Source organism: Halalkalibacter hemicellulosilyticusJCM 9152 (genome assembly GCF_000513115.1).
GTDB lineage: Bacteria > Bacillota > Bacilli > Bacillales > Bacillaceae_D > Halalkalibacter > Halalkalibacter hemicellulosilyticus.
Window position 1 is genome coordinate 1 of sequence record NZ_BAUU01000057.1, and the last position, 12,564, is coordinate 12,564.

The 12,564-nt window shown below is 37.7% G+C and carries 11 protein-coding genes and 1 pseudogene; 8 read left to right on the forward strand and 4 right to left on the reverse strand.

Going from position 1 to position 12,564, the window contains the following annotated elements; translation table 11 throughout:
- Window positions 1-96 precede the first annotated feature (96 nt).
- Both JCM9152_RS20110 and JCM9152_RS20115 read right to left on the reverse strand, forming a co-directional pair.
- The gene (locus JCM9152_RS20110) at window positions 97-831 is read right to left on the reverse strand and encodes a sugar isomerase domain-containing protein (protein ID WP_035347406.1); all 735 of its coding nucleotides are present in this window, start codon (window positions 829-831) and stop codon (window positions 97-99) included.
- A gap of 41 nt (window positions 832-872) precedes the next feature.
- The gene (locus JCM9152_RS20115; protein ID WP_035347408.1) at window positions 873-1,601 is read right to left on the reverse strand and encodes a GntR family transcriptional regulator; all 729 of its coding nucleotides are present in this window, start codon (window positions 1,599-1,601) and stop codon (window positions 873-875) included.
- A gap of 113 nt (window positions 1,602-1,714) precedes the next feature.
- Between JCM9152_RS20115 and JCM9152_RS20120 the strand changes: the two genes are divergently transcribed.
- Together JCM9152_RS20120 and JCM9152_RS20125 are read left to right on the forward strand one after the other, a co-directional pair.
- Complete coding sequence (locus JCM9152_RS20120) at window positions 1,715-2,749, forward strand: N-acetylglucosamine kinase (protein WP_052016238.1); 1,035 nt, start codon at window positions 1,715-1,717, stop codon at window positions 2,747-2,749.
- On the forward strand, window positions 2,676-4,001 hold the full coding sequence (locus JCM9152_RS20125) for a 6-phospho-beta-glucosidase (protein WP_173402090.1): 1,326 nt from the start codon (window positions 2,676-2,678) through the stop codon (window positions 3,999-4,001). Before JCM9152_RS20120 ends, JCM9152_RS20125 begins: the two co-directional genes overlap by 74 nt.
- A 138-nt stretch (window positions 4,002-4,139) precedes the next feature.
- On the opposite strand, the gene JCM9152_RS20130 is transcribed toward JCM9152_RS20125, so the two are convergent.
- Window positions 4,140-4,934: a lytic polysaccharide monooxygenase gene (locus JCM9152_RS20130; RefSeq protein WP_035347412.1), complete on the reverse strand. Its 795-nt coding sequence runs from the start codon at window positions 4,932-4,934 to the stop codon at window positions 4,140-4,142.
- A gap of 260 nt (window positions 4,935-5,194) precedes the next feature.
- Here JCM9152_RS20130 and JCM9152_RS20135 point away from each other — a divergent pair, with 260 nt between their 5' ends.
- From JCM9152_RS20135 to JCM9152_RS20155, 5 genes and pseudogenes are all read left to right on the forward strand, one after another.
- Window positions 5,195-6,292, forward strand: a complete 1,098-nt coding sequence (locus tag JCM9152_RS20135; protein ID WP_035347427.1) for an amidohydrolase/deacetylase family metallohydrolase — start codon at window positions 5,195-5,197, stop codon at window positions 6,290-6,292.
- Window positions 6,270-7,379, forward strand: coding sequence for a DgaE family pyridoxal phosphate-dependent ammonia lyase (locus JCM9152_RS20140; RefSeq protein WP_035347417.1), 1,110 nt, complete (start codon window positions 6,270-6,272; stop codon window positions 7,377-7,379). Before JCM9152_RS20135 ends, JCM9152_RS20140 begins: the two co-directional genes overlap by 23 nt.
- Window positions 7,376-8,127, forward strand: a pseudogene (gene dagF, locus JCM9152_RS20145) (2-dehydro-3-deoxy-phosphogluconate aldolase). The gene JCM9152_RS20140 and the pseudogene dagF overlap by 4 nt, the downstream one beginning before the upstream one ends.
- Window positions 8,120-9,136, forward strand: a complete 1,017-nt coding sequence (locus tag JCM9152_RS20150; protein ID WP_035347419.1) for a sugar kinase — start codon at window positions 8,120-8,122, stop codon at window positions 9,134-9,136. Before dagF ends, JCM9152_RS20150 begins: the two are co-directional and overlap by 8 nt.
- 8 nt (window positions 9,137-9,144) lie before the next feature.
- The gene (locus JCM9152_RS20155) at window positions 9,145-9,858 is read left to right on the forward strand and encodes a GntR family transcriptional regulator (protein ID WP_035347421.1); all 714 of its coding nucleotides are present in this window, start codon (window positions 9,145-9,147) and stop codon (window positions 9,856-9,858) included.
- A gap of 52 nt (window positions 9,859-9,910) precedes the next feature.
- Here JCM9152_RS20155 and JCM9152_RS20160 read toward each other — a convergent pair whose 3' ends face one another.
- Window positions 9,911-10,630, reverse strand: a complete 720-nt coding sequence (locus JCM9152_RS20160; RefSeq protein WP_035347422.1) for a GntR family transcriptional regulator — start codon at window positions 10,628-10,630, stop codon at window positions 9,911-9,913.
- Between the two features lie 197 nt (window positions 10,631-10,827).
- Here JCM9152_RS20160 and JCM9152_RS20165 point away from each other — a divergent pair, with 197 nt between their 5' ends.
- Entirely contained in the window at window positions 10,828-12,294 is a 1,467-nt protein-coding gene (locus JCM9152_RS20165; protein WP_035347423.1) for a gluconokinase, read from the forward strand.
- Window positions 12,295-12,564 lie beyond the last annotated feature (270 nt).

Below are 12,564 nucleotides of genomic sequence, written 5' to 3' on the forward strand. Positions count from 1 at the left end.
TCTCTAATATAGACAATAAGAAGTAAAAATTCATGAAAAGTCAGTACGCTTGTGGGAATATAAGAGAAAACATTACGGAATTGTGAATATGTCTTATTATTTAGATAACATAGGTATATTGTGCTTATACTTTTCTAACAAATTGTGATTGTAGTCCTGACTATTTTCAATATTGCCACTTAAAAAAATTGGAACGTCATGTTGAATGTCTGCTAAATACTCAATGGCTTTTGTCATAATAGCGTTCGTAATCGCAATTGAATGGAGCGTAGAGACGGGAGTGAAAGGGACAGGTATATGTTCATGAGTCATGATAGCATCACCTATTGGGACATGATTATTAATTACGATACCACCTAATTCCGATAAGTGCTTACGGCTATGATGTCTAGATGGAAACGATTGATAAGCTAAAGAGGTAATGATGATAATAGGTATCTCTTTTTCGATTCCATAGAGAGCAACATCGATAGGGACCGCATTTCTTCCTGATGTTGATACAACGAGAAGAGTATCTTGTGCAGTTAGTCGTTGTTCTTCGAGAAGTTTATGCCCGTAGTTAGGATCTCTTTCTAGAGTAGCAGCTTGAATGGCACTTTTATGGAGCATCAATGCCTCATCTAAGATGGGGTTAATTTGGACTAAACCGCCGGCTCGGTAAAAGCACTCCTCGGCAATTAGATGAGAATGACCGCATCCAAAAATATGCAGTAACCCGTTATTTTTTATAGTATGACTGACTTGCAAAGCAGCCTTTTCGATTTGCTTTAGTTCTGTTTTTTCAATTATTTTTAAACCGTGTTGTATTTTTGATAAATATTGACTAATCATCTAGATCCCCCATTTCTTTTGAACCGGAAGACATTTCGGGTTCATTCATAATTACGTTCTATAATAAAACGTGAGCGGTCACCACGGAAAATAACATAAGAGTATTCAAATGGTTGTTTATTGTTCGTACATGCAATTGTTTCAACTGCTAAACAAGGAGATCCCATTTTAGTTTGTAATAGCTTACTAATTTGCTCATCTGCTAAAATCGGCTCAATAGCTTCAATCGTATGATGAATCGAAATCTGAAATTTATCTTTGAGTAATTCATATAAAGAGCCAGTGCAGTCTGAAGTAGTTAAACCTGGGGCTTGCTCCCATGGTATGTATGACGTTTCGTATTGTATGGGATCACTATTTGCATAACGAATGCGAACCAGTTTGTAAACGGGCTTTCCTTCTTCTATATGTAACTGCTTTGATACATAAGAGTTAATTGGGATTACATCTAAGCCTAATACTTGTCGTTTAGGGAGCAAGCCTTGATCTTTCATTTGCTCTGAGAAGCCTTTCTTAGTTGTAGTTAATAAGGTTTGAACTTTAGGTTTAGATACAAATGTCCCTCTTCCTTGTTCTCGATAAACCTTTCCCTCCAATTCTAATTGCTGCAATGCAATTCTGACAGTTGTTCGGCTAACGTTAAATAATTGACAAAAGGACGCTTCAGTTGGAAGTTTATCCCCTTGATTGAGGTCCTTCTCTTGAATAAGTGAAACGATTTTGTCTTTTACTAGTAAATATAGAGCTTCCCGCTGTTTGGATTGAGTCATATTTTCTCCCCTTCTCCTTTTATTATTTGTTATAACAAATATATAAATAACGTAACATTTGTAATGACAAATTTCAAATAAAATCAAGAATAAAATGAAAAGGATGTGGTGAAATGCCATTAATATTAGCGGTTGATGGTGGTGGAAGTAAAACCGAAGCAGTCATTGTAAACGAAAAAGGTGAAAGGCTTGGACGAGGTTTAGCAGGTTGTGGAAATCATCAGATGATTGGTATGCCATCAGCCTTAGAAAATATTAGAAAGTCTATTGCCGATGCCTTCGAGGAGTCTGGGTTGACCTATGAACATATTGATTTTGCGCAATATGGATTAGCAGGAGCTGATCGAGATAGTGATTTCTCTATTATTCATCCAGCGCTTGAGTCATTACCGTTCAAAAATTGGGATGTCGTATGTGATACGATGGAAGGCTTGCGAATTGGTAGTCCAAATTATTATGGTGTTGTGCTTATTTGTGGGAATGGAACTAATGCAGCTGGTAGGAACAATGAAGGAAGGGTCATGCAAACAGGAGGGTTTGGATATTTATATGGTGATAAAAGTGGAGGAGCAGAGCTTGCAAGAGAGACATTTCGCGCTGCTGTACGATCTTGGGAGAAACGTGAAAAAGAGTCGATACTTGTCAAATTGGTTTGTGAATATTTTCGCTATGATGATATGGAGAAGCTATGGAACGATTTTTTAGACCGAGGTGTAAGTCATATACCAGCTGGATTAACATTAGTGTTACATGATGCGGCCAAAAGGGGGGATGAGCTTGCTAATTCTATTTTAAGTGATACAGGTGAAGAGTTAGGATTGGCAGCTCAATCGGTTATAAACAGATTAAAAGGCTTCGAGCAGCAACCTATACCTCTAGTATTAGTAGGAAGTGTTTTACAAAAAGGGAAAAGTCCTGCTCTTTTACAAGCTTTAGTAGATACCGTAAAAAAGAGTGGTCATGAAGTTGAGTTGATTATCCCTAAGATTGCACCTGTCTATGGGGCGGTTTTATTAGCATTTGATCAATTAAATATTAAAGTAACAAATGCAATTTATATGAAACTAGAATCATATGGGGGGAGAAACATTGACAACAAAAGGTTTGAAAATTGCTGTAATTGGTGGAGGATCTTCCTATACTCCTGAATTAATTGAAGGGTTTATTAATCATTATTGGGAATTGCCTGTATCTGAAATTTATTTAGTCGATATCGAACAGGGTAAGGAGAAGCTAGAGATTGTAGGTAACTTAGCAAGAAGAATGGTAGAGAATGCGAATGTTCCGATTACGATAAATATGACATTAGATAGGAGAAAGGCTATCGAACAAGCTGATTTTGTTACGACGCAAATTCGTGTTGGATTGTTAGAAGCGCGTGTAAGGGATGAGCAAATTCCTTTAGCATTCAATTTAATTGGTCAAGAAACAACGGGAGCCGGAGGATTTGCTAAGGCATTGCGAACGATACCTGTCATATTAGATATTTGCAAAGAGATAGAAGAATTAGCTCCTGACGCCCATTTGTTAAATTTCACTAATCCGGCAGGGATCGTAACTGAGGCAGTGTTAAAATACTCTAACGTGAAAACAATCGGTCTGTGTAATTTGCCTATTGGTACTAAAATGCGGATTGCACAATTATATGATGTAAACCCAGAGCATGTAGAATTTGAAATGATTGGTATTAACCATTTAGTATGGACGACAAAAATAATGGTTGAAGGAAAAAATGTCACGGATGATGTATTAAAGAAAGCTTCCTATACTAAAGGTATAACAGTCAGAAATGTACCAGACTTTGGGTGGGATCCGTTATTTCTAAAATCCCTTGGTGCACTTCCATGTTCTTATCACAAGTATTATTATATGCCAAATCAAATGTTACAAGATCAAATGAAGGCAATGAAAGGAGGAGAAATAAGAGCCAAAGTTGTAAAAAAAATCGAGGATGAGTTGTTCGAGCTTTATCAAGAATCGAACTTAAAGGTAAAGCCGAAACAATTGGAGCTAAGAGGAGGAGCGTACTATTCAGAAGCGGCAGTAAATTTGATGACATCTATTTATAATAATAAAAAAGATATTCAGGTTGTGAATGTGCAAAATAAAGGGATTCTTCCATGTTTACCAATTAATTGTTCTATCGAGATTAATTGTTTAATTGATAAGGAGGGGGCACGCCCAATTCAGCCGAGTGAAAATCTTCCTACTCAAATAAGAGGTCTACTACAAATCGTTAAAGCATATGAGGAGTTGACAATTGAAGCGGCAGTACGTGGAGATGTTGATATGGCTTTACAAGCGTTAAGTATTCATCCGCTAGTTGGTGCAGATGTAGCACAACCGCTGCTAGCGAAAATATTAAATGAAAATAGACGGTACTTACCACAGTTTAATTAAATAGGTGACGAAGTGAGGTTTGGCTCTTATCGCTTTTTAGTACTAGAAGTTTTGGACATCGCTAGTAAATGATTATAAAAAATAAAACTATCCATGAAAACTGTTTACTTTCATGGATAGTTTCTTGTCCCTACTCTTCTATTCGATTAAGGTCCACACGTATGCGTTTCCTGGAGTTTCTCCGAGTGTCCACCATTTTGCTTCGTATACATTTCCGTTAAATGTTACACGATCTCCATTTAAATAAACGGTTGTTGGACTCCAAACAGGGTATTGTGGATCAGGGTTTGGATCAGGATCAGGTCCTGGTCCAGGATCAGGATTAGTACCTCCACTAAAGTTAACATCAATTACGTTATAGAATGCATTCGCGGTATCAGCTACATCCCATACTGCAAGAATGACATGGTATCCAGAGCGTTCTGGGATCGTTACATCGTGAGTTACTTTTTCTTCTGGTCGGGCTCCTCCATCATATTGCTCATAAAAAGGGACTAAGTCAAATTGTTGTCGTGTTAATGGTTCATTTGGATTCCAATCAGGTTTTGTAATGTAGTAATGCCACTTCGCTGTCGAGTGTCGTGCTGTTAAATGCCATGTGAATGAATTTGCACCACTTGAAAGATCAACTTTTGCCCAACGATCGGCTGACTGCTCGTCTAGCTTAGGGAAAACTCCTCCAGCAGAAGCAATTTGTCCATCGGCTACACCAGCTTCAGGGAATCCTTTTGGTCCTTCCAAGCTTTGTGGTTCCCAAACGATTCCACCGCAGTCAAGGTTAATTCCTTGGCTACATAGTAATCCACGTGCACCAGGATTTTCAACGTAACCATGAGCTGATACGGCTTGAGCACCAACAAAACTGAACAAACCAAGTGCTACAATTGTGACACCAACCATACGAATTTTTTTCTTCATTTTCAAAGAAAACATATAATCCCTCCTTTAAAATTCGATAGATTATAACAATCTATCGTTATAATGATTATACATCTAGTTATTTAATTAAAACAATAGTATTCTAAATAATTTTACTAGTTCTTTTGGCTTGTTTTCTTTAAGTAAATAAGACTAAAGGAATAGCCTTATAGTGAAATAAATCTTTATTATACATTATAACGTTATATTTACTAGGGTGATTAATTATGTTATTGTAAGTGTACAAAATGATTAAGTTGAAAAAGGTGAGTGAGATGAATGAGCGGATTGTTTTAGAAAATGCTCAATTTTTAAACGGACACAATGCTGATATTACCATTGAAAAGGGATTCATAACGGAAATTAGCGCACCCTTTACTAGTAAAGGTGATAGGAAAGATTGTACAGGACATTTTATTTCTAGTGGATGGATTGACATGCATGCACATGCCTTCTCAAAGCTAGAGCCATATGGCGATCACCTTGATGATATTGGCATAAAGCAAGGGGTCACGACGATTGTAGATGCTGGTAGCTGTGGGGTCGATCAAATAAGTGAGCTTCTTGAAGAGGCATCTGATGCAAAAACAAATCTATTAGTCTTTCTAAATGTTTCAAAAATGGGGTTGCAACGCTTAGATGAATTGTCTGATTTATCTTGGATTAATAGAAAAGAAATATTCGACGTTGTGAATGCAAATGACGATCAGATTGTCGGCTTAAAGGCTCGTATAAGTAAAAGTGTTGTCAAAAAAAATGGGTTAAAACCATTAATTTTATCACGATTACTAGCGGATGATTGTGCTCTACCTTTAATGGTTCATATAGGGTCTAGTCCTCCTAGTGTTAAAGACGTATTAACTTATTTAAAGAAGGGAGACATTGTGACTCATTATTTAAATGGTAAAAACAATCAACCGTTTTATGAAAATGGTAAACCTATGCAAGAGCTCTTGAATGCGATTAATAGAGGTGTTTTGTTGGATGTTGGTCACGGGTCAGCAAGCTTTTCTTTCGAAGTGGCAGAACAAGCTAAACAGAATGGTATTCATTTTCATACGATTAGCACGGATATTTATCGTAACAATCGATTAGCTGGACCTGTCTATAGCTTAGCGAATGTAATGTCAAAGTTTTTACATATAGGTTATTCACTAGATGAAGTTATTGCAGGAGTGACAACAAATGCTGCTAATTGGCTGAAACGTCCTGAATTAGGACGGATACAGGTCGGGGATCGAGCGAACTTGACACTATTTAAAGTAGAGGAAGGGTCGTTTACTTTAGTTGATTCAGAAGGTGTTAAGAGAAAAGCAAGTCAAATGATTAAAGCAAAGGGGGTTTTTATAAATGGAGAATGGTATCAATGCTAAGTACGGATTGAAACGAGTGATAAATGCAAGTGGAAGAATGAGTATTCTCGGTGTATCTTCACCGAGCCAAGGTGTCTTTGAAGCTATGCAAAAGGGGGGAAGTCAGTATGTAGAAATGGCGGATTTAACGGAGAAATCAGGCGAGTATGTAGCGAACCTCTTAAATGCGGAAGCGGCTATTATTGTTAATTCTGCATCGAGTGGAATCGCTCTAGCAGTTGCGGCAATGGTAACCAAGGGTGATAGGAGAAAGAGTCTGAATCTTCATAGTGAGGAAAAAGAGAGAAATGAAATTATATTGCTTAAAGGTCACAATGTTCAATACGGCGCACCAATTGAAACGATGGTTGGCTTAGGAGGGGGCACGACGATTGAGGTTGGATATGCAAATGAAGGAAGGGCAATACATGTTGAAGAAGCGGTAACATCAAAAACTGCGGCTATTTTATATGTAAAGTCGCATCATTGTGTACAAAAGAATATGATTTCGGTAGAGGAGATGTGGAAGGTAGCTAAACGCCTACAAATTCCACTTATTATTGATGCAGCTGCTGAAGAGGACTTGAAGAAATACGTTCGATATTCAGATCTTGCCATTTATAGTGGTTCAAAAGCAATTGAAGGGCCCACATCAGGAATTGTCGTAGGAAGGAAACCATATATAGAGTGGTTGACTACACAGTGCCAAGGGATTGGTAGAAGTATGAAAGTAGGAAAAGAAACGATTTTCGGTTTATTAGAAGCTCTAGAGCAATATTTTCATAAGGAAGATCGGAGTGAAGAGGAGAAACAATGTCTTCATAGCTTATTAGAATTAAATAAACATCAAGGTATCCATATTTCAATTGTTCAAGATGAAGCTGGTAGGCTTATTTATCGGGCGCGAGTACATATAGATGCTGATCGACTTGGTATAACAGCAGAACGATTTTCGGTAAGCTTACAAACCGGAGAAATTGCGATTTATACACGTGACTATGGAGTTAAGGAAGGCTATTTTGATATTGATCCAAGACCACTTCAAGGTGATGATATAAAGGTGATTAAGGAACGAATAGAGGAAATTATAGGGGAGAATTTACGATGAAACTAAGTAGGCGACTTTATAAACAACGAATGTGTTTAAATGTATTAGCAATTCAATCGAAAATGCACAGGAGGTATTTGATGCTGCAGATGGTCATGTTGTTGTAGGTGTTCTTTCGAAAAATTATGATAATGTACATGAGGCCATTGAAGGGATGCGCCACTATGGAAAAGCTATTCAAGATGCAGTTTCAATCGGTTTGGGTGCTGGTGACCCTAAGCAAGCGCAAGTAGTAGCTGAAATTGTGAAAGCGTATGAAGGGGCTCATATTAATCAGGTATTTCCTAATGTTGGGGCTACGCGCGCGAATCTAGGTATGAAAGCAGGTTGGATTAATAGTTTAGTATCACCTACTGGGCAGGCTGGTTTCGTGAATCTTTCAACGGGGATTCATAGTTCAAAAGAAAAGCAGCAGGCTGTCGTACCAATAAAATCTGCTATAGCCCTAATTCGTGATATGGGTGGGAATGCTATTAAGTACTTCCCAATGGCAGGGCTAGATCATGAAAAGGAATACCGTCATATAGCACAAGCATGTGCAGAAGAAGGGTTTGCCCTAGAACCAACGGGTGGAATACATATAGGGAATTTCGAACGTATTATACAAATAGCTGTTGAAGAAGGAGTACCGATTATAATACCTCATATATATAGTTCAATTATTGATAAAAGGACAGGCAACACCTCAAAGGATGAAGTTCGAAAGCTAACGATGATCATGAAGAGGGTGGTTGATTGTTATGTCTAGAAGAATGGCCGCTTTCGGTGAAGTTATGATGCGATTACAAGTACCAGGGTATGAATTATTAAAGCAGGCTAATACATTGCAATACTCTTTTTCAGGTACGGGAGTCAATGTCTTGGCTGCGCTTTCTCATTTTGGACATAAAGGTTATCTTGTCTCTGCCCTACCACCTAATGCGTTAGGAGATGCAGCTGTTTCGTATTTGCGAAAACTCGGGATTGAGGATACGTATGTTAGTCGATGTGGTCATGAAGTCGGCATGTACTTTTTAGAGAATGGGTTTGGTGCAAGGCCAAGTCGGGTAACGTATGCAAATCGTTCTTTAAGTAGCTTTAACACAGCTTCGACAAAAACGTTTGATTTACCTCATATTATTAAGAATGTAGAGGTCATTCATTTTTGTGGAATAGCATTAGCTATGAATACGCAGGTAAGGAAAACGATGATAACCCTTGGGGAAATGGCTAAAGAAAAAGGATGTATGGTTGTATTTGATTGTAATTATAGGCCTTTGCTTTGGGGGGATAATGGACATGAAAAAGCTAGGCCTTATTATGAACAGTTGCTTCATTTAGCTGATATCGTCATAATGAATGAGAAGGATGCTATTCACACACTGAAAATGGAAACGACAAAAATGGAACTAGATGATCAAATAAAAGAATTAATGACTATCGTTGCTGAGAAATATCAAATCTCCGTAATAGCTGGAACGAACAGAAAAATCGAGAGTCATGATAAACACACCTTGAGAGGGTTTATTCATAGAAATAAAAAAACGGTCTTTTCGAGTATTCGAACGTTTCCGGTTTTTGATAGAATAGGTTCAGGAGATGCTTTCTCAAGTGGTATTATTCATGGTGTAGTTAAAGGGTTTGATAGTAGAACAACAGTTGAATTTGCAACAGTTGCAAGTATGCTTGCACATTCGGTGGTAGGAGATACACCCGTTTCTACTGAGAATGACATTGTAAAAGTTATGGAAGGAACGATAGGTGATATAGAAAGGTAGACGATGAAATGAATGTATCCCCAAAAAAAGGTCCATTGTATATTCAAATTAAGATGATTCTAAAAGAAAGGATATTGCATGGAGTGTATCCAATCGGTGAAAATATTCCTGCAGAGCCTCAGCTAGAATTAGAGTTTGATGTGAGTAAGATTACGGTGAGAAATGCCGTGAAGGAGCTAGTTCAAGAAGGTTACCTAGAGAAGAAGAGTGGAAAAGGAACGAAGGTTATTCGCAATACATCTCTTTCAAAGCTGTCTAGAGGTAAGCGATTTACAGAACTGCTCGTTGAGGAAGGAAATAGAATTGAGAAGAAACTTCTCCGAGTCGAATTGATTACAAATGAGGAGAATACGGAACTATATCGTCTATTTGGGAAACAAGTTTATAAAGTTGAGCGTATGTATTATTTAAACGATCAGCCATATATTTATTATTATCATTTTTTGACACCAGCGATACAACATATGCAAGAGAGTGATATTGATAAACAATCTTTATATGGATTTTTAGAGCAGAAGGGGATTTATTTAGAATCCTTTCGAGATGAATTTGCTGTTGGAATTCCAAGTGAAGGCGTTGCAGATGCGTTAAAAATAGAAAGTCATACAGCATTATTGAAAAGATTACGTTATTCATATAATGAGCTAGGACAAGTGATTGAATATAGCGAAGGATATTATCATACCGAAAAACAACGTTATGTGGTTAATTACGATGTTTGATTAAAGAAAAGGCTCTCTATTCCTTAAGACAGAGAGCCCTTGTACCGTGAAACTATCGTTTTAACTCAGTTATAAACTTATAACGATCTCCCCGGTAAATCGATTTAACATATTCAAATGGGCGCCCGTCTGCTAGTCGGCTGACTCGTTTCATTAATAAGACGGGTGACCCTTTTTTAATTTGTAATAATTCACTTTCTTGTTCATATGCCAAAGAAGGTTCTAATGTTTGAGTGGCTCCATCAATTTGATAACCTAACTCTTCAGCGTATGAGTAAAAGGATGAGTGAATGGACTCCTGGCTTAGTTGAGGGAAAATGACTTTTGGTAAAACGAGTATTTCGTAAGCCATTGGAGCATTGTCTGCTAGCCGTAAACGGTTAATTCGATAACCTACTGATTTTTGTGGCACTTGTAACTCTTTACATTCAGAAACAGACAGGACACCTTCTGTAAATTCGATTATACGACTTTCTGGAATAAGTCCACGGTTTTTCATGTCTTCAGAAAAGCTTGTTAATTTCATTAATGGTTGCTCTAGTTTACGCTTCGCAACGAATGTTCCTTTCCCTTTTTCTCTCGTCAATAGCCCTTCGTTTACAAGGTTTGTTAATGCTTGACGAATGGTCATACGACTAACATCATAGTCTTCTGATAACGCTCTTTCAGATGGAATGACATCTCCTTCCTTCAGCTCATTGGTATCTATTTTATGTCTAATTAATTCTTCTAGTTGATGATAGAATGGGATAGGAGAATTTTTGTTTATCACGTAACGATCGACTCCTTAGTGTACATATTTTGATAGTCATTTTAGCATAATCATGTCTACTTGTATAGACCAATTACGATGAGTGAAAACGTTCATACGTAATTGTATTAAGAATAGATCGATACATCAGCCTCTAATATCAAATTAATCCATGTTAGTATAAAAGAAGGAAAACAAATGGATAGGAGAAAAAGAATATGTTAAGAGAATTAGTCATTGGTTTGGATTTAGGAACAACGAGTGTGAAAGCGGTTTTATTTTCGGTGAATGGGAAGCTTATTGCAGAAACGGAGAAAGTCATTGAATCGAAGTATTTAAATGGTAACTGGGTAGAGCAAGATCCTGAACAAATTGTCGTATTCTCAGAGCAAGCGATAAGTGAAATAGTAGAAGAAGCAAACGTTCAGATGGGGGAGGTGTTGACGGTTGGTATTTCCTGTGCGATGCACTCACTTATCTGCTTGGATGAACAGATGACCCCGCTGACGAATGCGATTATTTGGGCTGATGGAAGAAGTAGTGAACAGGCAGAAAGAGTCATGGGAACGAATGGAGCAGATATCTTTGCGAAAACAGGTACACCGATTCACCCGATGACGCCTTTCATGAAATTAATGTGGATGAAGGAAACGAATTACGAGCCATACGTTAAGTCTTCTTATTTTATGTCAATTAAAGAATTTTTACTATATAGATGGTTTGGAGAAAGAGTTGTCGATTACGCGATGGCTTCAGCCACTGGCTTATTTAATATACATACGTATGATTGGGATGATGATTTATTAACGTTAGTTGCTGTAAAAAGGGAACAACTGTCAAAAATTGTGGAACCAACAAAAGTGATTTCGCAATGGTCAGTTGTTAAGAACCCTTTGTTAGAAGGTGTTCCATTTGTCATAGGTTCTGCGGATGGTCAATTAGCGAACTTAGGAAGCGGTGCGATCTCACCTGGTGAAGTAGCTATTTCTGTTGGGACAAGTGGTGCTATTCGACAATTTGTAGAAGGTGTGAAAGTAAATAAGCGATTTGAAACATTTACCTATGCTTTCGATAAACAAACGGCCATTATTGGTGGACCGACTAATAATGGAGGGATTGTATTACAATGGTTAAAGGAGTTACTTGTCTTTGATGGAAGTATTGAAGAGTTGATCCACGAAGCGAGTAAGGCTGAAGTTGGGGCCGATGGTTTATTGTTTTTTCCTTACGTTAATGGGGAAAGAGCTCCATTATGGAATCAGAAAGCAAAAGGAAATTTCTTTGGATTAAGTATGACTCATAAACGACATCATCTCGTTCGTGCCGTTCTTGAAGGAATCACTTTAAATTTATATCAAATTGAGCAATCTCTTGTAGAAATGGCGGGAGAATCGAAAGAAATTTATGTGAATGGAGGCTTGTCACGATCGTCCTTTTGGGTTCAAATGGTGGCCGATGTATTTGGGAAGAACATTCATGTATTAGATACTCACCATAGTGCTGCGTGGGGAGGAGCTTGGACGGCTTTAGTGGGTATCGGTAAAGTAAACTCCTATGAAGAAATAAAACAGACGATTCAGTTGAAGGAAGTCGTTGCGCCGAACCATGACCGTCATCAAGCGTACCAAAAGGCTTTTGAGCGCTTTTGTATGATTGGAAAAGATTTACGCAAGCATTTCATTTAGAGGACTATCGATAGAGAGGTGAGTCTGGGCATATCAAAAGTGTTTAGATGAGAATTCGGACATTTAGAGAACGTAGCGAAGGTTTATGTGCACCGCTGTGTATTTTTTCGATTTCTCATTTTGGTAAATACTTTTGTCTCAGTCTCATTTCTTTTTTTCAAAGGATAGAGTTTACAGTTGGCGAGGAAGTTAATGAAGGTACTCAGAGAAGGTCGTTGCACGTTTTTTATGCATACAAGATACTTGCATAGACAAGTATTTGCATTGTTA

What these genes read in the sequence shown, in the direction of transcription:
- JCM9152_RS20110 (WP_035347406.1), bottom strand. Translation starts at nt 831, where the DNA reads ATGATTAGTCAATATTTATCAAAAATACAACACGGTTTAAAAATAATT.
- JCM9152_RS20150 (WP_035347419.1), top strand. Translation starts at nt 8,120, where the DNA reads ATGTCTAGAAGAATGGCCGCTTTCGGTGAAGTTATGATGCGATTACAA.
- JCM9152_RS20130 (WP_035347412.1), bottom strand. Translation starts at nt 4,934, where the DNA reads ATGTTTTCTTTGAAAATGAAGAAAAAAATTCGTATGGTTGGTGTCACA.
- JCM9152_RS20140 (WP_035347417.1), top strand. Translation starts at nt 6,270, where the DNA reads ATGGAGAATGGTATCAATGCTAAGTACGGATTGAAACGAGTGATAAAT.
- JCM9152_RS20120 (WP_052016238.1), top strand. Translation starts at nt 1,715, where the DNA reads ATGCCATTAATATTAGCGGTTGATGGTGGTGGAAGTAAAACCGAAGCA.
- JCM9152_RS20115 (WP_035347408.1), bottom strand. Translation starts at nt 1,601, where the DNA reads ATGACTCAATCCAAACAGCGGGAAGCTCTATATTTACTAGTAAAAGAC.
- JCM9152_RS20135 (WP_035347427.1), top strand. Translation starts at nt 5,195, where the DNA reads ATGAATGAGCGGATTGTTTTAGAAAATGCTCAATTTTTAAACGGACAC.
- JCM9152_RS20155 (WP_035347421.1), top strand. Translation starts at nt 9,145, where the DNA reads ATGAATGTATCCCCAAAAAAAGGTCCATTGTATATTCAAATTAAGATG.
- JCM9152_RS20125 (WP_173402090.1), top strand. Translation starts at nt 2,676, where the DNA reads ATGGGGGGAGAAACATTGACAACAAAAGGTTTGAAAATTGCTGTAATT.
- JCM9152_RS20165 (WP_035347423.1), top strand. Translation starts at nt 10,828, where the DNA reads ATGTTAAGAGAATTAGTCATTGGTTTGGATTTAGGAACAACGAGTGTG.